A 19,940-nucleotide genomic window follows, 5' to 3' on the forward strand; every position below is an offset into this window, starting at 1 on the left:
CGCCCCACTCCCCACCTCGCCCGGCCCCCCCCGGCGCCCCCCCCTCGTGGCCGAGGGCGAGCCGCCGGACGGGCTGAGCGCCCGGGACCGGACGCGGGACCGGACGGCGCGTCAGGTCAGGTCGAACTCGCCGTCACGCGCCCCGAGGACGAAGGCCCGCCACTCCGCCGGGGTGAAGATCAGCGAGGGTCCCTCGGGGTTGCGGCCGTCCCGCATCGCGATGTAGCCCTCGACGAAGGCGATCTGGACGTCTCCCGTGCCCTGGCTGCTCGACTGCCATGTTGCGTTGGCCAGATCAAGCTGCGGCTTCTTCCCGTTGGCCAACGGCGATCCGATCGTGCTCTCGGCCACGTCCGCTCTCCTCCCGACTCCGTCGTCCGGGCCAGCCTAGCGACCGTGCCGGGGCCCGGACAGGTCATGGAAGAACCTGCCCGGGCCCGGGGTCGGTTCATGCCCGCTTCACTCTCCGGGGTGTCCGGATCCGACCACCCACATGGAGAAGAACTGCGAACCGCCGCCGTACGCGTGACCCAGCGCCAGCCGTGCGCCGTCGACCTGGTGCTCCCCCGCCGTGCCGCGCACCTGGAGGGCGGCCTCGGCGAAGCGGATCATCCCCGAGGCGCCGATCGGGTTGGTGGACAGCACACCACCCGACGGGTTGACGGGCAGATCGCCGTCGAGCTCCGTCACCCCGGACTCGGTGAGCTTCCAGCCCTCGCCCTCCTGTGCGAAGCCGAGGTTCTCCAGCCACATCGGCTCGTACCAGGAGAAGGGCACGTACATCTCGACGGCGTCGATCTGCCGCCGCGGATCGGTGATCCCGGCCTGCCGGTAGACGTCGGCGGCGCAGTCGCGCCCGGCCCGGGGGCTGACGAAGTCCTTGCCCGCGAACATCGTCGGCTCGCTGCGCATCGCGCCGCCGTGCACCCATGCCACGGGGCCCGCCGCGCGGCGTCCGCCCGCGTCGTCGGTGAGCACCATCGCGCAGGCCCCGTCGGAGGACGGGCAGGTCTCGGAGTAGCGGATCGGGTCCCAGAGCATGGGCGCGGAGCGGACCTTCTCCAGGGTGATGTCCTTCTCGTGCAGATGGGCGTACGGGTTCCGCAGGGCGTTGCGCCGGTCCTTGTACGCGACGAGGGCGCCGATGGTGTCGGGCGCGCCGGTGCGCCGCATATAGGCGCGCACATGGGGTGCGAAGAAGCCGCCCGCGCCGGCCAGGAGGGGCTGCTGGAAGGGGACGGGCAGCGACAGGCCCCACATGGCGTTGGACTCGGACTGCTTCTCGAAGGCGAGCGTCAGCACGGTGCGGTGCACCCGCGCGGCCACCAGGCTCGTCGCGACGAGCGCGGTGGAGCCGCCGACGGAACCGGCGGTGTGCACGCGCATCATGGGCTTGCCGACCGCGCCGAGGGCGTCGGCGAGGTACAGCTCGGGCATCATCACGCCCTCGAAGAAGTCCGGGGCCTTGCCGATGACGACCGCGTCGATGTCGGCCCAGGTCATCCGGGCGTCCGCCAGGGCGCGCTGCGCGGCCTCGCGGACGAGCCCGGCGATGGAGACGTCCTGGCGGGCCGAGGTGTGGTGGGTCTGGCCGACGCCGACGACCGCGACGGGCTCCTTGCCGGTCACCGCGCTCATCGGTCCTCTCCTTCCAGGACGGCGACCAGGTTCTGCTGCAGGCAGGGCCCGGACGTGGCGTGGGCGAGCGCCCGGTGGGACTCGCCGCGGTGGATGCGGGAGGCGGCCTCACCGAGCCGGATCAGCCCGGCGGCCATGACGGGGTTGGCGGCGAGCGGGCCGCCGGAGGGGTTGACCACGACGTCGTCGCCCAGGCCGAGCGCCTTGCGCAGCACGACCTCCTGGGAGGTGAAGGGGGCGTGGAGCTCCGCGGTGTCGACGGGGGCGTCGAAGGCCCCGGCGCGTTCGGCGGCCAGCCGGGTGGACGGGGAGTCGGTGAGGTCGCGGACCCCGAGGGCGTGGGCCTCGATGCGGTGGTCCATGCCGCGGATCCAAGCGGGGCGGGAGCAGAGCCGCCGGGCGGTGTCCCCGGCGGCCAGCACGACCGCGGCGGCGCCGTCCCCGACCTGCGGGCAGTCGCCGCGCCGCAGCGGCCGGACCACGTATTCGCCCTGCGGCCGGTCACCGGGGGCCTGCGCGTACGGATTGGCCTCGGCGGCGGTCCGGTTGCGGTCGGCCACGGCCGCCAGCGCGGCCTCGTCCGTGCCTCCCGCGTCGATCAGCGCCTGGGCCTGGAGCGCGGCCAGGGAGACGGCGTCGGGCCACAGCGGCGCCAGGTAGTACGGGTCGAGCTGACGGGTCAGCACGTCCCGCAGCCGCCCCGGCGAGGACTTGCCGTAGGAGTAGACCAGGGCGGTGTCGGCCTCGCCGGTGAGCAGCTTGACCCAGGCCTCGTAGAGCGCCCAGGCGCCGTCCATCTCCACGTGGGACTCGGAGATCGGCGGCCAGGCGCGGACCCCGTCGAGCGCCATGGTGAAGGAGAAGGCCCGGCCCGCGAGGTAGTCGGAGGAGCCGGAGCAGGTGAAGCCGATCCCGTCCGCGGTGAGGCCGACCCGGTCCAGGACCTCGTGGAGCACCGGCAGCAGCATCTCGACCTCGGAGAGGGCGGCGCTGTCGCGCACGTGCCGGGTCTGGGCGAAGGCCACGACCGCCACGTCCCGCCTCGTCGCCGTGGTCACAGCAGCTCCTTGTAGGTGTCGTAGTCGGCGTCGGGCTCGCCGGTGGGCCGGTAGTGGTCGGGGTAGCGGCCGTCGCCTGTCCAGACGGGCTCGACGCGCAGGCCCATGCGCACCTGGTCGTAGGGGATGCCGCCGATCCGTCCGTGCAGTGCGAGACCGGCCCCGTCGAGCGCGATGTGGGCGTAGACGTAGGGCACTTCGATGTCGAGGCCCTTGGCCTTGATGTTGACGATGCAGTAGGTCGTCACAGTGCCGCGCGGGCCCACCTCGACCTGGTCGTCGGTGGCGACGCCGCAGGTGGGGCAGGCGCCGCGGGGCGGGACGTAGACCTTGCGGCAGGAGGGGCAGCGCTCGCCCACGGTGCGGCGTTCGGCGAGTGCGGCGAGATGGCGGGTCTGGGCGCGGCCGGGGGCGTAGGTGTACTCCAGCCGGGCGGGGACGGTGATGCCCGTGACGGGCTCGGCGAACCCGCCGGTGTGCGGGGTGGCCACGGCCCGTGCCGTGGCGTCCTCCCCGGCCGGCTCGAAGCACGCGATGTCGGTGATGGCGCCGGTGCGTTCCGCCGCCCAGCGGACCCGGACCCGCATGCCGGTGCGGACGGCCTCCGGGCCGGGTGCGTCCAGGACGTGCAGCAGCGCGGTGTCGGCGCCGTCGAGGCGGACCAGGACCCAGGCGAAGGGGGTGGCGAGCGGCTGCTGGGGCCGGGGGGCGGGGTTCCAGGCCCAGGTGGTGACGGTGCCGGTGGCGCCGACCTCGACGAGTTCGCGCAGTTCCTCGGCGGTGGCCGGGTCGTACTCGACGGGCGGGACGAGGACGCGCCCGTCGCCGGTGCGCACGCCGAGCACGGTGCGTTCGCGCAGCCCGGTGAGGAAGGCGCTCTGCACCGGTCCGAGGGAGCGGGTGAAGGGGAACTCGACGACGAGGGGCGCGGTGAGCAGTTCGGGCATGGCGGTGGTGACCTCCCGTGTCAGGCGCGGCGGTAGACCGGCGGGCGCTTCTCGCCGAAGGCCTTCGCGCCCTCCTTGGCGTCGTCGGTGGCGAAGACGGGCCAGCCGCGCTCCAGTTCGGACTTCAGTCCCTCGGCCTCGGTCATCTCCGCGGTCTCGTAGACCGAGGCCTTGACGGCCTCGACGGCCAGCGGGCCGTTGGCGTTGATCAGTTCGGCGATCGCCAGCGCCCTGTCCAGCGCGGTGCCGTCGGGGACGACGTGGCCGATCAGCCCGATCCGCTCGGCCTCGGCCGCGGTGTAGGGGCGGCCGGTGAGGAGCATCTCCAGGGCGTGCGTACGCGGTATCTGGCGGGCGAGGCGGACGGTGGAGCCGCCGATGGGGAAGAGCCCGCGGCGCACTTCGAAGAGGCCGAAGACCGCGCTCTCACCCGCGACGCGGATGTCCGTCCCCTGCAGGATCTCGGTGCCGCCGGCCACGCAGTGCCCCTCGACGGCGGCGATCACCGGCTTGCGGGGGCGGTGGTGGCGCAGCATCGCCTTCCAGTGCAGATCGGGGTCCGCGGTGAGCCGCTCCCGGTACTGCTGCCCCGCCATGCCGCCGTTCGCGGCGAGGGCCTTGAGGTCCATGCCGGAGCAGAAGGCCCCGCCGGCGCCGGTGAGGACCACGGAGCGGACCGCGTCGTCCTCGTCGGCCTCCAGCCAGCCGTCGTGGAGGCCGACCAGCATCGGCAGGGAGAGCGCGTTGCGCGCCTCCGGCCGGTTCAGGGTCAGTACGAGTGTCGCGCCGACGCGCTCCACCGTGAGGTGTTCGGTGCCGCCCATCGCCGTCCTCCCGCGTCGCGTACCGGACCTAGAACAGGTTGCAGTAGGCGCAGGTCAAGTTCAATACTTTTCTGACAGTCAGTCAGATTCTTGTCGCGGGACCCCTTCACAGCCCCCCTGCGGGGTGCTCTGATGACCGGCTGGGAGCCAGCCGCACACCCGGTCCCCCGGTCCCCGGTCAGGAGGAGCCGTGGAGTACAACCTTGCCGACCTCTTCGAATCGGTCGCCGACGCCGTGCCCGGCCGCGAGGCCCTGGTCCACCTCGACCACCCGGGCAGCGGGGCCGAGCGCCGCCTCACGTACGCGCAGCTCGACACCGCGGCCAACCGCCTCGCGCACCACCTGGCGGCGCACGGCATCGCGCCCGGCGAGCACGTGGGCCTGCACCTGCTCAACGGCGTGGAGTACCTGCAGACCGCGCTCGCCTGCATGAAGATCCGCGCCGTACCCGTCAACGTCAACTACCGCTACGTGGCGGACGAACTCGTCTACCTCTACCGCGACGCCGACCTCGTGGCGCTGGTCTTCGACGCCGGCTTCACCGACCGTGTGGCGGCGGCGCTCCCCCGTACGGACCGCCTGCGCCACCTCATACGCGTCGGAGCGCCGCCCGCGGACGCGCCCGAACCCGCCGTCGCCCCGGTCGGCTTCGCCGCGGCCGAGGCCTCCGGCTCACCCGTGCGCGACTTCCCGGCACGCTCCGCCGACGACCGCTTCATCATCTACACCGGCGGCACGACCGGCATGCCCAAGGGCGTCATGTGGCGCCACGAGGACCTCTTCTTCTCCGGCATGGGAGGCGGAGCCCCGACCGGTGTCCCCGTCTCGCGGCCCGAGGAGCTGGCGGAGCGGGTCGCGGCCGGAGGCGAGGGCCTGGTCTTCTTCCCCACCGCGCCGCTGATGCACGGCACCTCCACGCTGACCGCCTTCATCGGCTTCCACTACGGCCAGAAGGTCGTCGTGCACAGCAAGTACGTCCCCGGGGAAGTGCTGCGCACGATCGAGCGCGAGAAGGTCACCTGCGTCTCGCTGGTCGGCGACGCCATGCTCCGCCCGCTCGCCGACGCCCTGGCCGGGCCGCTCAAGGGCACGGACGTCTCCTCCATGTTCAGCCTCTCCAGCTCGGGCGCGATCCTCTCGGAGACGGTGCGCGCGCAGTTCCGGGCACTCGCCCCGAACTGCATGATCCTCAACAACTTCGGCTCCTCCGAGTCCGGCTTCAACGGCACCGCCACCGACGACTCCGGCCCGCGCAGGGGCTTCCGGCTGCGTGTCAGCGCGCACATCGCCGTGGTCGACCCCGCCTCCCTGAAGCCCGCCGCCCCCGGCGAGGCGGGCCGCATCGCGCTGCGCGGCCATGTGCCGCTCGGCTACTACAACGACCCCGGGAAGACCGCCGAGACCTTCTTCGAGCGCGACGGGGAGCGCTGGGTGCTGCTCGGCGACATGGCCACCGTCGACGACGAGGGCATCGTCACCGTGCTCGGCCGCGGCTCGCAGTGCATCAACACCGGTGGCGAGAAGGTCTATCCGGAGGAGGTGGAGGAGGCGCTGAAGGCGCACCCGGACGTGTACGACGCCCTGGTCGCCGGGGTCCCGGACCCGAAGTGGGGGCACCACGTCTCCGCCGTCGTCCAACTGCGCGACGGCGCCGCGACCCCCACCCTGGAGGAGATCCAGACCCACTGCCGGGCCCGCCTCGCCGGCTACAAGGTGCCGCGCAGCCTCGTCATCACGCCCCTCGTCCAGCGCTCCCCCAGCGGCAAGGCCGACTACCGCTGGGCCCGGGCGGTGGCCGCGGAGGGCTTCGGCGAGAACTGATCGCCGGCATACGCGGCGCATGTACGGGTCCGGGTGCTTAGGGTGTGTCCATGACGCGTCTCGACCCCCAGCGCACCGCACTCGTCGTGATCGACCTGATGGACCGCATCGTGGAGCTGCCGTTGGCCCCGCGGTCCGGGGAGGAGGTCGTGCTGGCCTCCCTCGGGCTCGCCGCCGCCTTCCGGGAGGCGGGGTCGCCCGTCGTGCTCGTACGCGTCGAGCGTCCGGGCGTCGACGAGCAGCCGCCGGGCAGCGAGCTGGTGGAGGGGCTGGAGCGGGAGGGCGACATCCTGATCGTCAAGCGGTCCGTGGGCGCCTTCCACGACACCGGCCTGGACGGGGAGTTGCGGGCCCGGGGCGTCGGGACCCTCGTGCTCGCCGGCATCGCGACGAACATGGGCGTCGAGTCCACCGCCCGCGCCGCCGCCGACCACGGCTACGGGCTGTACTTCGCGGAGGACGCGATGACCGCCCTCACCGAGGCGGAGCACGAGGCGGCCGTGACCCTCGGCCTGCCGCGCTTCGGCAACATCGCCCCGGCCGCCGAGCTGGCGAAGGCACTGTGGAGCTGACCGGCGCGGGCAGCGACGCCGGCGTGCACGGCGGGCGCGTCCCGTACCACCACCGGCACGGCGGCGCAGCCCGGGAGGAGGCCTGGCTGATCACCCACCCGGCCGACCGCGGCTCCGCCGTGCCACGGGTGCACGGGGCCGTGCACGCCGCCCCCCGCGGCGTCCGGGTCGACCTCGTCGCCCCCGGGCGGACCGGTACCGGCCTCATCAGGGACCGCACCACCGGGCCGACCGTGGCGCTGGACCCCGGCCGCGCCCGTGGCGCCCCCACACCCACGGCCGGTTGCCGGCCGGGCTCCAGGCGTACAGGCACGACGCCTCCGCGCCCGGCCGGCTGCGCCGCCGCTTCGCCGCAGGGGACGCAGGCCGGGACCGCGTCCTCCGTCTGGACCCGCACCCGGAGAACGTGATCCTCACCCGGGGGCGGCCCGGTGCTGATCGGCTCGGGCAACGCCGCCGCGGGCGACCCGGCCGTCGGCGTCGCGCTCACCGTCGCCGTCCTGCGCGGCGTCAGCCCGGGTCCGGCTCGAGAACACCGGGCTGCGCGAATTCCTCGGTGGCTTCCCGCGCGCCCACCGCACGGACCCCGCCCCGCGCACGGCCGAGGCGATCACCGCCCGGCGAGGAGCGGCGGCTGGGTCGGTTCGCCCGCCGCACCGCGGGCGGCAATTGAGTCGCGCGCCGGCCCGGCGGCCGCCTAGCCTGGCGCGATGGCTCACCAGGTGATCGTGCTCAACGGCGGCTCCAGCTCCGGCAAGTCGGGCATCGCCCGCTGCCTGCAGGCGGTGCTGCTGCCCGACGCGTGGCTGACGTTCGGCGCCGACACACTCGTCGACGGGATGCCCGCCGGGCTGCGCGGCTCCGGCTCCGGGATCGACTTCGGCGACGACGGCAGCGTGTCGGTCGGCGACGCCTTCCGGGCCCTGGACGAGGCCTGGGCGATCGGCATCGCCGCGATGGCGCGGGCCGGGGCGCAGGTGATCGTCGACGAGGTGTTCCTCGGCGGCCCCGCGTCGCAGGACCGCTGGCGCCGCGCCCTGGAGGGCCTGGAGGTGCTGTGGGTCGGCGTCCGCTGTGCTCCCTCGGTGGCGGCGGGCCGGGAGACCGCCCGGGGCGACCGGGCGCCGGGCATGGCGGCGGCGCAGGCCGAATCGGTCCACAAGGGCGTCGTCTACGACATCGAAGTGGACACGACACAGACGGAGTCGATGGAGTGCGCGCGGGTCATCGCCGCTCATGTGTCGCCCATGTGACGTCTGCGACGCCGGCGGTGACCGAGCCGGCGGTCCTGTGCTTTCATGGGCCCATGCGCACGAACATCTGGAACCTGGGCCCCCTGTGGCCGGGACGCCGTGCGCACCACTTCGACCAGAGCTGTCGCCGGGGCTGACCTCCGCCGCCCCCGACCACCTCATGACCTGCCCCCGCCCAGGCGGGGCACGTCGTGTTTTCCGCTCCGGAGTGCCTCCCATGGCCCTGCACGACAGGGCGAGCGGCCCCACCCCGCTCGTCCTCCCCCAACTGCGCGCGCTCGTCCTCGGTTATGCCGCCGCCGTCGAGGGCGGCGCCCATCCGCCCGTCCACTTGCCGGACCGCCGCTGGTACACCCGGCTGCACCAGGACCCGTACGTCGACGTCTGGCTGATCACCTGGCCCCGCGACACCTCCACCGAACTGCACGACCACGCGGGCTCGCTCGGCGCGCTCACCGTCGTGGGCGGCACGCTCACCGAGCACCGCTGGCTCCACGACGCACGGGGCGCCGGCCGGATCGCGACCCGCGGTCTCGGCACCGGCGGCGGCGCCGCCTTCCCCCTCGGCCACGTCCACGACGTCGTCAACGCCTCGGCCGCGCCCGCGGTCAGCGTGCACGCGTACTCGCCGCCGCTCACGGCGATGTCCTACTACGCGGTCGACGACACGGGCTCGCTGCGGCGTACGCGTACCGTGCTGACCGACGAGCCGGAGCCCTCGGCGGTGCCCCGACGCGCACCGTCGGCCCTGTCCCTGTCTCAGTCCCTGTCCGCGTCCGCGTCCGTTCCGGAGGCCGTCCGATGAGCCGACCCACCACCGTCCCGTCCGGGATCGACCGGCTGCTCGCCCGGGCCAGGGCCCGGCTGGAGCGGATCGGGCCGGAACAGGCGGCGACCGAGATCGCGGCGGGCGAGTCGCTGCTGGTCGACATCCGCCCGGCGGCGCAGCGGGCCAGCGAGGGCGAGTTCGCCGACGCCCTCGTCATCGAGCGCAACGTCCTGGAATGGCGGCTCGACCCGCTGAGCGACGCGCGCATCCCCGAGGCCACCGGCCCGGACGTCCGCTGGATCGTGGCGTGCTCCGAGGGCTACACCTCCAGCCTGGCCGCGGCCTCGCTGCTGGACGTCGGCCTGGCGCGCGCCACCGATCTGGAGGGCGGCTTCCAGGCCTGGCTGCGGGCCGGGCTGCCGGTCAAGGGCGCCGGGGCGCCGGGAGGAAGCTCCTGACCTCGGCGAGGAAGTCCGCCGGGCGCTCCTGGTGGACCAGGTGCCCCGCCTCCACGGTGACCAGCCGCGCCCCCGGCACTCGGGCGGCGACGGCCGCGACCCCGTCCTGGGGGATGTGGCTGCCCTTCCCGCCGGCGAGGACGAGCGTCGGGCAGGCGATCCCCGCCAGCAGGTCCCACCAGCCGGGGTCGGGCGCGTTGCGCCAGCGGTTGACGGCCGCGATCACCCGCCAGTCGCAGGGCTCGTCCCCTGCCGGGCCGGTCGGCACGGCCCGCGGCGGCACCTCCGGGTCCGGCGGTACGGGCTCCTCCAGGACGAGGGCGGTGAGCCGGGTCGGCTGCGCCGCGGCCACCAGATAGGCGACGACGGCGCCCATCGAGTGCCCGGCCAGCACCACCCGCTCCGGGCCGAGGGTGTCCAGGAACGCCACGACGTCGTCCCGCATGGCCTCGAAGGCGTACTCGCCCGGCCAGTCGCTGGCGCCGTGGCCGCGCAGGTCGGGGGCGTACACGCGGTGCGTGGCGGCCAGCGCGGGCACCACCGGCTGCCAGTCGGCGCCGTCCGAGCCGCGTCCGTGGAGCAGGACGAGCGGCGGCGCGTCCGTTTCGCCCCAGGTGCGGTAGGCCATTCGGATGCCGTTCACATGGACGGTGCGGAGATCGCTCACCCGGGCGACCCTACCCGGTGCCGTGGGACGCACCCGTCCGGGCGTCGCCCGTTCCGGTCCGGGCCGACCGGCGTCAGTGCGGGACGACGGCCACCGGGCAGGCCGCGTGGTGCAGCACCGCGGCCGCGACGGGCCCCAGGTGCGGGCCCACGCCTGCGGGCCGGTTCCGGCACCGCCCGACCACCAGCAGCGCGGCCCCGGCCGCCGCGTCCACCAGGGGCTGCGCGGCGTTGCCCGCGGCGACCTCCTCGGTGATCTCCACCCCGGGCGCCTTCTCCCGCCACGGCGCGAGGGCGGCGCGCACCGCGTGCCGCTCCGCCGCCGAGATCTCCGCGCCGCAGGTGGGGTCCATGGCAGCGGGCACGTAACCGTAGGTGGCGGGGTACGACCAGGCGTGGACCACCCGCAGCGGCGCCCCGCGCCGCCGGGCCGCCTCCACGGCGAACGCGATCACCTCGTCGGCGCCCTTCCGCAGGCTGAAGCCGAGCACCACCGGCCGCCGGTCGTCGTCGGCCGCCGCCTCCTGGCCGGTACGGACGACCGTGACGGGGCCCTCGGCCCTGGCCAGCGTCGCCTGGCCGACCGACCCGAGGAGGAACCCGCTGAGCCCGCTCAGTCCCTGCGAGCCGAGCGCCAGCAGTTCGCTCCGGCCCGCCTCCGCGACCAGCAGCTCGGCGGGCGGGGCATCGGCCACATCGGTCGTCACGGGGAGCTCCGGGTACCGCTCGGTGAGCTCCTGCGCGGCGTCGCGCACCAGGGCGTCGCCGTACGGGTGTCCCCCGGCGTGCACAAGGCGCAGCGGCACCGATCGCCGCAGCGCCTCCTCCGCCGCCCAGTCCATGGCGGCGTGGCTTTCCGGCGAGCCGTCCAGGCCCACGGTGACGGGTCGGGTCATCGGATGTGCCTCCCTTGCCTCCACAGTAGGCGCCGCCGCCCCGCGCGGCGCCCCGGCGGACGCGGGGTCCGGTCCGCGGGACCGGACACCCCCGTGCGGGTGTGCGGTCCGCGCGACCGGGTACACCGGTGCGCTCCGGGGATCCCGTCACACGGGCCGTTCGCGGCCCTCCCAGTACGGGTCGCGCAACCGGCGCTTGTAGAGCTTGCCGTTGGGGTCGCGGGGCATCTCGGCGACGAAGTCCACCGACCGGGGGCGTTTGTAGGCCGCCAGGCGCTCCTCGCAGTGGGCGAGGACGGCGGCGGCCAGCTCGGGCCCCGCCTCGTGGCCGGGAGCGGGTTCGACGACGGCCTTGACCTGCTCGCCCCAGTCGTCGTGGGGAATGCCGAAGGCGGCGGCGTCGGCGACCGCGGGATGGGTGAGGAGGGCGGCCTCGATCTCGGCGGGGTAGATGTTGACGCCGCCGGAGATGATCATGTCGATCTTGCGGTCGCGGAGGTAGAGGTAGCCGTCCTCGTCCAGGTAGCCCAGGTCCCCGACGGTGAAGAAGTCGCCGATGCGGTTGGCCCGGGTCTTGGCCTCGTCCTTGTGGTATCGGAAGCCGGGGGTGTTCATCTTGATGTAGACGGTGCCGAGTTCGCCGGGCGGCAGGCGGTTGCCGTCGTCGTCGTGGACGGCGATCTCGCTGATCGGCCAGGCCTTGCCGACGGTACCGGGCTTCTTCAGCCACTCGGCGGCGGAGGCGAAGGTGCCGCCGCCCTCACTGGCCGCGTAGTACTCCTCGACACAGGGCCCCCACCACTCCAGCATGGCCCGCTTGATGTGCTCGGGGCACGGCGCGGCGCCGTGGATGGCGTGCCGCATCGAGGTGACGTCGTAACCGCCCCTGACCTGCTCCGGGAGGGCGAGCAGCCGGTGGAACTGGGTCGGCACCATGTGGGTGTGCGTGCAGCGGTGGACGTCGATCAGCCGCAGCATCTCCTCGGGCGTCCACTTGTCCATCAGGACGACGGGGTGGCCGATGTGCAGGGCGGCGCCCGCGAACTGCAGCACCGCCGTGTGGTAGAGCGGCGAGCAGACGAGGTGGACGTTGCCGTCGAAGGGGCGGATGCCGAAAATGCCGAGGAAGCCGCCGAGGTACGTCTCCTCCGGGGGCCGGCCGGACAGGGCGCGCCGGATGCCGCGGGGGCGGCCGGTGGTGCCGGAGGTGTAGTTCATCACCCAGCCGGTGGTGCGCTCCCCGGGCGGGGTGCCGGGCATGCCGTCCAGGAGGTCCCCGTACGGGCGGAAGCCGTCGATGCCCCCGTCGCCGACGGCGTACCGGCGCTCGGCGGGGAGCCCCGCCTCGTCGGCGGCGGCGCGGGCCTGGACGGCGAAGCGCTCGTGGGCGATGAGCGCCTTGGCGCCGGAGTCCGCGACGATCCAGGCGATCTCGGGCCCCACGAGGTGGTGGTTGACCGGGACGAGGTAGAACCCGGCCTGGAAGGCGGCGAGATAGGCGGTGAAGATCTCGGCGCCGTTCGGCAGGACGACCGCGAAGGCGTCGCCGGGCCGCAGTCCGGCGGCGCGCAGGCCGTGGACGAGGCGGTTGCACTCCTCGTGCAGCCGCCCCGCGCTCCATTGGTCGCCGTCGGGGGCGGTGAGCACGATCCGTTCCGGGTCGGCGGCGGCCTGGGCCCAGAATCCGTTCGGGGCACTCGGCGTGGTCGATGTCATCGGTGCCGCCTCCTCACGCGCGTCCGGCGATGCGGTTCATGCGGTCCACGGCCCGCTCGAAGCCGCGGGTCAGATCATCGAAGACCGCCTGGACGCTGCGCAGTTCGCGCATCTGGCCGACGATCTGGCCGACCGGGGTGCCCAGCAGCGGCTCGACCTCGTACGTCTGGATCCGGGTGATCGCGTCGGCGACCAGCAGGCCCTGCAGGGGCATCGGCAGTGCTCCGGGCCCGGCCGGGTCGTCCCAGGCGTCGGTCCACTCGGTGCGCAGCTGGCGGGCCGGCTTGCCGGTCAGGGCGCGCGAGCGGACGGTGTCGCCGGAGCCCGCCGCGAGCAGCTTGCGGACCAGGGCGGAGGAGGGGAGTTCGGCCTCCGTGGTGGTCAGCCAGACCGAACCCAGCCAGACGCCCTGGGCGCCCAGCGCCAGCCCCGCGGCCACCTGCTCGCCGGTGCCGATGCCGCCTGCGGCGAGCACGGGCAGCGGGTCGACGGCGCTGACGACCTCGGGCACGAGCACCATCCCGGCGATCTCGCCGGTGTGCCCGCCGGCCTCGTAGCCCTGCGCGACCACGATGTCGATGCCCGCCTCCTGGTGGTGGCGGGCGTGCCGGGCGCTGCCCGCGAGGGCGGCGACGGGGACGCCCCGGTCGTGGGCGCGTCGTACGACGTCGGCGGGGGGCGAGCCCAGGGCGTTGGCGAGCAGCCCGATCGGGAAGTCGAAGGCGACGTCCAGTTGCGAGCGGGCCACCTGCTCCATCCAGCCCGTGATCCGCCAGCCCGAGGCCTCCCCCGGCTCCAGCTCGGGCACGCCGTGCTTGGCCAGCACCTCCCGGACGTACTGGCGGTGCCCCTCGGGGATCATCGCCTCGACGTCCGCCTCGGTGACGCCCTCGACCTTCTTGGCCGGCATGACGACGTCCAGCCCGTAGGGGCGGCCGTCGGTGTGCGCCTCCATCCACTCCAGGCTCCGGGCCAGTTCGTCGGGCGCGGTGTAGCGCACGGCCCCGAGGACGCCCATGCCCCCCGCCCGGCTGATCGCGGCCGCGACGGCCGGGAACGGCGTGAAGCCGAAGATGGCGTGCTCGATGCCCAGCCTCTTGCTCAGCTCCGTCTCCATGGGGGCAGGATGCCCGAGCGGACCGGCCGGGGGAAGAGATTTTCTGATGTAGCGTCAGATTTTAGGGAACCTCGCCTCACGGCCGCCGTCGCGCAGGTCCCGCACGAGGACGTACCCGGGCCCCGCGGGCTCGGCGCAGTCCGGTCCGCACGGATCGAGCCGGCCGGGCTCCGCGGCGAGGGAGGCATCCTGGCCGAAGTAGTCCGCGTCCAGGACGAATTCCCACCGGGTCCCGCTCCCGGCGGGCGCGGCATACTCCCGCGGCACCGAGCAGGGCCGGATCCCCCGCAGTTCCTGCCGGAAGCCGCGGCCGCCGCGCCACACCTCCGCCACCGCGCGCGTGCTCAGCGCCGCGGCGGCGGCCGGGTAGAGCCACTCGGGGCCGGGCAGGGCTCCGAAGTGGCCTGTGGCGAGCCCCTCGTGCCCCTCCCAGGAGTGCGGCTCGTCGAAGGTCACCGTGAAGGCGAGGTCACCGGTGATCTCGACGAGCGCGCTCAGGGAGTGCACCGCGGCCACCGCCGTCGCCGGGTGCAGCACATGTCCCGTGACGGCGCACAGCACCGAGGTCGGCAGTCTCCGATCGCCCCGCCCGTGACGGAAGTACATCCCCGGCCGCGCACGCACAGCGGCGTCGAACTCCAGGAGGACGATCCGCGACGGGTCGTACGAGTGCCCGGCCATGGCCGCACGCTATCCCCCGCCAGGTCGGCCCGGCAGGCCCAGGTGCTCCCGGCAGCGCGCGCAGTCCTCCCGGCTGGCCGCCGTGTCCGGGTGGTCCGGGCCGAGGACGCGCTCCCGGGCCTCCGCGACCGCGCCGTGGAGGGCGAGGGCCTCGCGCCAGTCGCCCAGCCATCCCAGGGCGACGGCGATCTCGCGGCGGCTGACCAGGGTGTCCGGGTGGTCGGCGCCGAGGACCCCGGTGCGCACCGCCGCGACGTCGCGGGCCTCGGCCAGGGCCTCCCGCCAGCGGCCGAGCCGCCCGAGGTTGACGCCGAGGCCGTGCCGGGCGCGGAGGGTGTCGGGGTGGGCGGGGCCCGAGACGCGGGTGCGGACGGCGACGAGGTCGGTGTAGAGCTCGTGGGCCTCGGCGCCGAGGCCCATCCGCCCCAGGCAGATGCCCAGTTCGTGGCGGGCGGCGAGCGTGTCGGGGTGGTCGGCCCCGAGAAGCCCCGTCCGGACGGCGGCGACGTGGGCGTAGGTGGCACGGGCCTCAGGCCAGCGGTCGAGGAGCCCGAGGAGGTGGCCGGCCTCGCAGCGGGTGGTGAGCGTGTCGGCGTGGGCGGGGCCCAGGACGCGGGTGCGGGCCTCCGCGACCTGGGCCGCCAGGGCGTACGCCTCCTGCGTACGGCCGAGCCGCCCGAGCGTGACGGCGAGGTTGTGGCGGCAGTGCAGGGTGTCGGGGTGGTCGGGGCCCTGCCGCCGCTCACGGGCGGCGAGCACGGCGGCGTACCCCTGGCGGGCCTCCTCGTGGCGGCTCAGCCGGCCGAGGGCGTACGCGGCCTCCTGGCGGGCCGCGAGCGTGTCGGGGTGGTCGGCGCCCAGCCCCTTCGCCCGCACCGCCGCCACCTCCTCGTACGCCCGCAGCGCCTCGGCGTGGCGGCCGCCGCGGCTGAGGCAGAGGGCCAGCTCGTAGCGGCTGGCCAGGGTGTCGGGATGGGCCGCGCCCAGCAACCGTGCCCGCTCCTCGGCGACGGCGCGATGCGAGCGCTCGGCCTCGGACCAGCGGCCGAGCCGGGCGAGCCCGACGGCCGCGGTGTGCCGGTTCGCCAGGGCCCCGGCGCCGTGCACGCTGGGCGCGCCCGACGCCAGCTCCAGGCGCCGCGCCCACGCGGGCAGTCCGGGCTCGGCACGGGTGCCGCCGTCCTGGAGCGTCTTGAGCCGGCCGGCGACGTCGGCGGCGCTCTGCGGGCGGTTCTCGGGGCTCTTGGCGAGGAGGTCGAGGACGAGCTGCTCCAGTTCCGCCGGCAGGTCGGGCCGGTGCTCGCGCGGCGGGCGGGGCGGGGTGTCGCGATGGCCGACGAGGACCGCCCAGGTGTCGTCGAGGTCGAAGGGCGGGGCGCCGGTGGCGATCTCGTACAGCACGCAGCCGAGCGAGTAGAGGTCGCTGCGGTGGTCGACCTCGTCCTCGCCGCCGATCTGCTCCGGCGACATGTAGTGCGGCGTGCCCATGGCGACCCCGGTGCCGGTGAGCCGCGAGGTGAAGCCGATGTCGTGGCCGAGGCGGGCGATGCCGAAGTCGCAGATCTTCACGTCGCCGTCGGTGAGCCGCATGACGTTGGCCGGTTTCAGGTCGCGGTGCACGATGCCCCGGGCGTGGGTGTACGCGAGGGCCGCCGCTGTCTGCACGGCGATGTCGGTGACGTCGGGCAGCGGCAGCGGCCGGCCCTCGTTGTCGCCGAGCAGCTGCCGCAGATTGCGGCCCTCGAGCAGCTCCATGACGAGGAAGAGCACACCCTCGCTCTCGCCGAAGTCGTGGACCACGGTGATGCCGCGGTGCTGGAGCGCCGCCGCGACGCGCGCCTCCCGGCGGAACCGCTCCCGCAGCACGCGGTGGACGGACGGGTCCAGCGAAGGACTCGTCGGCTTGAGGCACTTGACCGCGACCTCACGGCCCAGCGACTCGTCCAGCGCCTTCCACACCTCGCCCATGCCGCCGCGCCCGATCCGCTCCCGCAGCCGGTACCGCTCGCACAGCAGTGCTCCCCCGTCGTACTGACCCGCCGTCATGGTGCACGCCGCCCCCGGTCGTCTGTCTCTCCCCGCCCCCAGTATGGCCGCGGGACGCGTGCTTGGGGACCCGGCGGTTCCCGGCGTCACCGACGGGAGCGCGCCTGCTCGCGCAGCCGGTAGGCGGACGGGTGCGTACCGGGGCCGAGCCGTCCGACGGCCTTGAGGATGTGCCCGGGCGGCAGCTGCCAGCGCACGTAGCAGGGGATCGCGCGCAGCAGCCGGCCCATGCCGCGCAGCCTCCGCCCGGTGACGGGCACGGCCGGGGCGGGCCGGCCGTACAACTCGTGGGCGAAGGGCGGCAGCGCGGCGTAGGCGAGAGCCGTGGCCCGGCCCCACACCGCGAACCGCAGCGGGAGCAGCGCCCGCGGCACGGGCGGCCCCTGCAGGAAGGTGAAGACCTCCAGCGCCTCCGGTGTGGCGGCCAGCGCGGGCCTGACCTTCTCGAAGTACGCGGCCAGCGACCCGGTGTCGCCGGGGACCTCCGCCGGGTCCAGGCCCACCAGCCGAGCGGCCTCGCGCTGCTCGTCGACATACGCGTCGGCCTGCGCGTCGGTCAGCGGGAAGCCGGAGCGGCGGGCGACCTCCAGGTAGGAGTCGATCTCGGCGCAGTGCACCCAGAGCAGCAGCTCGGGATCGTCGACGGGGAAGCACTCACCGCTGCCGGGGTCCGTCGCGGACAGCCGGCGGTGGATGCCGCGCACCTTGGCACCGGCCCGCTCGGCCTCCAGCGTGGTGCCGTAGGTGATCGTGCCGACGAAGTCCGCGGTGCGCAGCAGACGGCCCCAGGCGTCCTCGCGGAAGTCGGAGTTCTGGGTGACGCCGCGCACGGCGCGCGGGTGCAGCGCCTGCAGGTACAGCGCCCGTACGCCGGCGACCCACATCATGGGGTCGCCGTGCATCTGCCAGGTGACCGAGGCGGGCCCGAAGAGCCCGGGGTCGGCATCGCGCATCGCAGCCTCCTGTCGCCGTGCGACCACGGCCGGCCCCCGCCGCCCGTAACCGGGGCTGCGACCAGGCGTGGTGCCCGCAGCGCCGAGCATAGGACCGCGTCGCCCGCCGAGTCTGCCCCGCGGCGGGCGTGCCCCTGCGGCGCGGTCAGCGGGCGGGCGCCGCGTCACCCGGTGGGTGGGTCCGCCGCCGCTCGATCAGCGCCAGGCTGACGGCGCCGAGGACGATCAGGCCCACCCCCGTCACGATCTGGTTCAGGGGTGCCAGACCGGCCCCCGGGTCGTCGTAGTAGCCGAAGACGAAGGGCGCGGCGACCAGGCAGGCCCCGCACACGATGGTGATGACGTCACTGCCCGGGCCACGGGTGCGCGCCACGCGCGCGAGGGCATTGAGGATGATCACGATCGAGAAGACGAGGTCGACAAGACGCACGTTGTTGCCGATGGGCGTGTCGGGATACGCGAGCGCCCAGCCCGCCGCGAACAGCCATCCGCCGATCAGCAGCAGGGGCGCGGTGAACAGCGAGTCGCGGATGTCGGCCGGTGGGGTCTCGGTGTGCCCCGCCGTGCGAATCCGGGTGCCAGGACGCGTAGCCAGGGACATGGTGTCCTCCCGCGGTGGGAGCCGCGTCGCCCGGCATGCGGGGCACGCCTTGCGGCGCCTGTCGGCTGGGACACCGGCATCCGCTCCGGGCGACAGGCCGGAGTATGGACTCCTCCCATTTTAGGCGGGTTGCCGCGAACGTCCTGTCCGGCGGCTCCCTCTCGGCCACGGCGCACCTTCCCCTCAGGGGGAATGTCGGGACGCGCGCCGAGCATTGGACCAAAGAGGAGGGCAGCGCGACCGGGCGCGGGCGGGAGGGAATCCTCCCCCGCCGCAGCCGTCGCGAACGAGCATCCTCCTCGCGCGGGAACGGCCGGGGCCGGCCATCGACCGCCCCGAACCGGGCCCACGCCGCCCGCACCGCCGCGGAACCCGACAACGGAGAAGCGCCCGTGGCCACACCGGACCGGCCGCCGCCGGCAACACAGGAGTCCCGCACCGCGGGAGGCCCCGCCGCCGCACGGTCACGTGTCATGACCCGCGGGCTGACGTTCCTCTTCTCCGTGGCCGGCGGTATGGCGGTCGCCAACCTCTACTGGGCGCAGCCGCTCCTGGACTTCATCGCCGCGGACCTCCACGCGTCCGCCGCGACCGCGGGCTGGCTGGTCACCGCCACCCAGCTCGGCTACGCGGCCGGCATCCTGTTCATCGTGCCGCTCGGCGACGTCCTCGACCGGCGCCGTCTCATCCCGGTGATGCTGCTCTGCGCCGCCGCCGCCCTGGTCGCGTGCGCGCTGGCGCCCTCGTTCGGTGTGCTCCTCGTCTCGATCGCGCTGCTCGGCGTGACGACCGTGACCGGGCAGCTCCTCACCCCCCTCGCGGGCGACCTCGCCGGCGAAGCAGACCGGGGCCGCGTGGTCGGCACCGTCGTCTCCGGGATCCTCACCGGCATCCTGGCGTCGAGGACCATCAGCGGGCTCGTCGCGCAGGCGTCCGGATGGCGCACGATCTACGTCGTCGCGGCGGGCGCCGCCGTCGTCCTCGCCTTCCTGCTGTACCGGGCGATCCCGCCGCTCACGCCGAAGACGCGCATGGCCTACCCCGTGCTCATCGCCTCCGTCGCAACGGCGGTCCGGCGCGAGCGCACGGTCCGCTGGACGCTGGTCCTCGGCGCGACCGGGTTCGCCGCGTTCATGATGTTCTGGACGTCGCTGACCTTCCTGCTGAGCGCGCCGCCGTTCGGCTACCCGGTCTCCGTCATAGGGCTGTTCGGGCTCGCCGGGGTGGCCGGGGCCGTCGCCGCCCAGCGCGCGGGCCGCCTGCACGACCGGGGCTGGTCGGTCCCCGCGACGGGCGCGGCATGGGCGCTGTCACTCGTTGCCTTCGTCCTCGCGGCGTTCGCGGGGCACTCCGCCGTGCTGGTCGTCGTCGTGATCGTCCTTTTCGACGTCGCCGTCCAGGCGGTGAACCTGCTCAACCAGGCGCGCATGTTCACCGTCTCCCACCAGGCCCGCAGCCGGCTCAACACGGCCTACATGACGTGCAACTTCGTGGGCGGCGCCATCGGTTCCGCCGTCGCCTCCCTGCTCTGGGCCGCCGGCGGCTGGACGGCCGTGGCGATCGCCGGCATGGTGCTCAGCTGCTTCGCGCTCGCCGTGTGGGCGGCCGGGCGCCGGGGCCCGCTGGCCGTGCCGCGGCGCCGCTGAGTCGGCTCGCGGCCCCGGGGGCGGTCCGGTGGCCGGCGCCGCCCCACGAGACCCACCCCCGGCAGGGTCTTCGACCTGACCCAACCGCCGGACCGGGCCGCGGAGGGTTACCGCGCCATGGACGGACGCCGCGCCGTCAAGGCGCTGCTGCGCCCCTGACACAGCGGCCCGGGACGCCGCCGTCCGGGCTGCTCAGACGGCCTCCTCCAGCGGCGGGTCTGGGCCGACGGGCTCCTCGAGGACGTCCTCCATCGTGGCGTAGCCGAGCAGCGTGCCG

General features: G+C 74.6%; 20 protein-coding genes and 1 pseudogene. 8 read left to right on the forward strand and 13 right to left on the reverse strand.

Annotated elements, in window-relative coordinates; genetic code table 11:
- Positions 1 to 111 precede the first annotated feature (111 nt).
- From ACWDAS_RS24050 to ACWDAS_RS24070, 5 genes are all read right to left on the reverse strand, one after another.
- Complete coding sequence (locus ACWDAS_RS24050; RefSeq protein ID WP_450394378.1) at positions 112 to 351, reverse strand: DUF397 domain-containing protein; 240 nt, start codon at positions 349 to 351, stop codon at positions 112 to 114.
- 108 nt (positions 352 to 459) lie between these two features.
- On the reverse strand, positions 460 to 1,638 hold the full coding sequence (locus ACWDAS_RS24055; protein WP_450394380.1) for a thiolase domain-containing protein: 1,179 nt from the start codon (positions 1,636 to 1,638) through the stop codon (positions 460 to 462).
- A complete protein-coding gene (locus ACWDAS_RS24060) occupies positions 1,635 to 2,696 on the reverse strand; it encodes a thiolase domain-containing protein (protein ID WP_450394382.1) in 1,062 nt (353 codons plus the stop codon). Before ACWDAS_RS24060 ends, ACWDAS_RS24055 begins: the two co-directional genes overlap by 4 nt.
- Entirely contained in the window at positions 2,693 to 3,643 is a 951-nt protein-coding gene (locus ACWDAS_RS24065) for a Zn-ribbon domain-containing OB-fold protein (RefSeq protein WP_450394384.1), read from the reverse strand. The genes ACWDAS_RS24060 and ACWDAS_RS24065 overlap by 4 nt, the downstream gene beginning before the upstream one ends.
- A 20-nt stretch (positions 3,644 to 3,663) precedes the next feature.
- Positions 3,664 to 4,467 (reverse strand): crotonase/enoyl-CoA hydratase family protein, encoded by an 804-nt coding sequence (locus tag ACWDAS_RS24070; protein WP_450394387.1) that lies wholly within the window; start codon positions 4,465 to 4,467, stop codon positions 3,664 to 3,666.
- Between the two features lie 190 nt (positions 4,468 to 4,657).
- On the opposite strand from ACWDAS_RS24070, the gene ACWDAS_RS24075 reads away from it, so the two are divergent.
- The 6 genes from ACWDAS_RS24075 (at position 4,658) to ACWDAS_RS24100 (ending at position 9,341) form a co-directional block, all read left to right on the forward strand.
- Positions 4,658 to 6,289, forward strand: a complete 1,632-nt coding sequence (locus tag ACWDAS_RS24075) for an acyl-CoA synthetase (protein ID WP_450394390.1) — start codon at positions 4,658 to 4,660, stop codon at positions 6,287 to 6,289.
- 50 nt (positions 6,290 to 6,339) lie between these two features.
- Positions 6,340 to 6,861, forward strand: a complete 522-nt coding sequence (locus tag ACWDAS_RS24080) for an isochorismatase family protein (RefSeq protein WP_450394393.1) — start codon at positions 6,340 to 6,342, stop codon at positions 6,859 to 6,861.
- Complete coding sequence (locus tag ACWDAS_RS24085; RefSeq protein ID WP_450394396.1) at positions 6,852 to 7,271, forward strand: hypothetical protein; 420 nt, start codon at positions 6,852 to 6,854, stop codon at positions 7,269 to 7,271. The genes ACWDAS_RS24080 and ACWDAS_RS24085 overlap by 10 nt, the downstream gene beginning before the upstream one ends.
- Before the next feature lie 300 nt (positions 7,272 to 7,571).
- Positions 7,572 to 8,114 (forward strand): chloramphenicol phosphotransferase CPT, encoded by a 543-nt coding sequence (gene cpt, locus ACWDAS_RS24090; RefSeq protein WP_450394399.1) that lies wholly within the window; start codon positions 7,572 to 7,574, stop codon positions 8,112 to 8,114.
- A gap of 217 nt (positions 8,115 to 8,331) precedes the next feature.
- Complete coding sequence (locus ACWDAS_RS24095; protein WP_450394402.1) at positions 8,332 to 8,919, forward strand: cysteine dioxygenase; 588 nt, start codon at positions 8,332 to 8,334, stop codon at positions 8,917 to 8,919.
- Positions 8,916 to 9,341: a rhodanese-like domain-containing protein gene (locus ACWDAS_RS24100; protein ID WP_450394405.1), complete on the forward strand. Its 426-nt coding sequence runs from the start codon at positions 8,916 to 8,918 to the stop codon at positions 9,339 to 9,341. Before ACWDAS_RS24095 ends, ACWDAS_RS24100 begins: the two co-directional genes overlap by 4 nt.
- Here the strand turns inward: ACWDAS_RS24100 and ACWDAS_RS24105 are convergent.
- From ACWDAS_RS24105 to ACWDAS_RS24140, 8 genes are all read right to left on the reverse strand, one after another.
- Complete coding sequence (locus tag ACWDAS_RS24105; protein WP_450394406.1) at positions 9,307 to 10,008, reverse strand: alpha/beta fold hydrolase; 702 nt, start codon at positions 10,006 to 10,008, stop codon at positions 9,307 to 9,309. The genes ACWDAS_RS24100 and ACWDAS_RS24105 overlap by 35 nt on opposite strands.
- A gap of 73 nt (positions 10,009 to 10,081) precedes the next feature.
- The gene (locus ACWDAS_RS24110) at positions 10,082 to 10,903 is read right to left on the reverse strand and encodes a universal stress protein (protein ID WP_450394409.1); all 822 of its coding nucleotides are present in this window, start codon (positions 10,901 to 10,903) and stop codon (positions 10,082 to 10,084) included.
- A gap of 147 nt (positions 10,904 to 11,050) precedes the next feature.
- Positions 11,051 to 12,619 (reverse strand): acyl-CoA synthetase, encoded by a 1,569-nt coding sequence (locus tag ACWDAS_RS24115; protein ID WP_450394412.1) that lies wholly within the window; start codon positions 12,617 to 12,619, stop codon positions 11,051 to 11,053.
- A gap of 13 nt (positions 12,620 to 12,632) precedes the next feature.
- Positions 12,633 to 13,736: an NAD(P)H-dependent flavin oxidoreductase gene (locus tag ACWDAS_RS24120; RefSeq protein ID WP_450394414.1), complete on the reverse strand. Its 1,104-nt coding sequence runs from the start codon at positions 13,734 to 13,736 to the stop codon at positions 12,633 to 12,635.
- 54 nt (positions 13,737 to 13,790) lie between these two features.
- A complete protein-coding gene (locus ACWDAS_RS24125) occupies positions 13,791 to 14,417 on the reverse strand; it encodes a hypothetical protein (RefSeq protein ID WP_450394417.1) in 627 nt (208 codons plus the stop codon).
- A 9-nt stretch (positions 14,418 to 14,426) separates the two neighbouring features.
- On the reverse strand, positions 14,427 to 16,463 hold the full coding sequence (locus ACWDAS_RS24130; RefSeq protein ID WP_450394419.1) for a tetratricopeptide repeat protein: 2,037 nt from the start codon (positions 16,461 to 16,463) through the stop codon (positions 14,427 to 14,429).
- A gap of 86 nt (positions 16,464 to 16,549) precedes the next feature.
- Positions 16,550 to 17,416: an oxygenase MpaB family protein gene (locus ACWDAS_RS24135; protein ID WP_450394421.1), complete on the reverse strand. Its 867-nt coding sequence runs from the start codon at positions 17,414 to 17,416 to the stop codon at positions 16,550 to 16,552.
- Between the two features lie 145 nt (positions 17,417 to 17,561).
- The gene (locus tag ACWDAS_RS24140; protein WP_450394423.1) at positions 17,562 to 18,017 is read right to left on the reverse strand and encodes an SPW repeat domain-containing protein; all 456 of its coding nucleotides are present in this window, start codon (positions 18,015 to 18,017) and stop codon (positions 17,562 to 17,564) included.
- A gap of 473 nt (positions 18,018 to 18,490) precedes the next feature.
- On the opposite strand from ACWDAS_RS24140, the gene ACWDAS_RS24145 reads away from it, so the two are divergent.
- Complete coding sequence (locus ACWDAS_RS24145; RefSeq protein WP_450394425.1) at positions 18,491 to 19,663, forward strand: MFS transporter; 1,173 nt, start codon at positions 18,491 to 18,493, stop codon at positions 19,661 to 19,663.
- Positions 19,664 to 19,711: 48 nt separating this feature from the next.
- Positions 19,712 to 19,822, forward strand: a pseudogene (locus ACWDAS_RS24150) (IMP dehydrogenase); the annotation flags it as partial.
- Between the last annotated feature and the right edge of the window lie 118 nt (positions 19,823 to 19,940).

The organism is Streptomyces sp. NPDC001070, from assembly GCF_053598835.1.

Coding starts and splice junctions, on each gene's coding strand:
- ACWDAS_RS24055 (WP_450394380.1), bottom strand. CDS start 1,638: ATGAGCGCGGTGACCGGCAAGGAGCCCGTCGCGGTCGTCGGCGTCGGC.
- ACWDAS_RS24065 (WP_450394384.1), bottom strand. CDS start 3,643: ATGCCCGAACTGCTCACCGCGCCCCTCGTCGTCGAGTTCCCCTTCACC.
- ACWDAS_RS24070 (WP_450394387.1), bottom strand. CDS start 4,467: ATGGGCGGCACCGAACACCTCACGGTGGAGCGCGTCGGCGCGACACTC.
- ACWDAS_RS24080 (WP_450394393.1), top strand. CDS start 6,340: ATGACGCGTCTCGACCCCCAGCGCACCGCACTCGTCGTGATCGACCTG.
- cpt (WP_450394399.1), top strand. CDS start 7,572: ATGGCTCACCAGGTGATCGTGCTCAACGGCGGCTCCAGCTCCGGCAAG.
- ACWDAS_RS24095 (WP_450394402.1), top strand. CDS start 8,332: ATGGCCCTGCACGACAGGGCGAGCGGCCCCACCCCGCTCGTCCTCCCC.
- ACWDAS_RS24100 (WP_450394405.1), top strand. CDS start 8,916: ATGAGCCGACCCACCACCGTCCCGTCCGGGATCGACCGGCTGCTCGCC.
- ACWDAS_RS24110 (WP_450394409.1), bottom strand. CDS start 10,903: ATGACCCGACCCGTCACCGTGGGCCTGGACGGCTCGCCGGAAAGCCAC.
- ACWDAS_RS24115 (WP_450394412.1), bottom strand. CDS start 12,619: ATGACATCGACCACGCCGAGTGCCCCGAACGGATTCTGGGCCCAGGCC.
- ACWDAS_RS24120 (WP_450394414.1), bottom strand. CDS start 13,736: ATGGAGACGGAGCTGAGCAAGAGGCTGGGCATCGAGCACGCCATCTTC.
- ACWDAS_RS24125 (WP_450394417.1), bottom strand. CDS start 14,417: ATGGCCGGGCACTCGTACGACCCGTCGCGGATCGTCCTCCTGGAGTTC.
- ACWDAS_RS24130 (WP_450394419.1), bottom strand. CDS start 16,463: ATGACGGCGGGTCAGTACGACGGGGGAGCACTGCTGTGCGAGCGGTAC.
- ACWDAS_RS24135 (WP_450394421.1), bottom strand. CDS start 17,416: ATGCGCGATGCCGACCCCGGGCTCTTCGGGCCCGCCTCGGTCACCTGG.
- ACWDAS_RS24140 (WP_450394423.1), bottom strand. CDS start 18,017: ATGTCCCTGGCTACGCGTCCTGGCACCCGGATTCGCACGGCGGGGCAC.
- ACWDAS_RS24145 (WP_450394425.1), top strand. CDS start 18,491: ATGACCCGCGGGCTGACGTTCCTCTTCTCCGTGGCCGGCGGTATGGCG.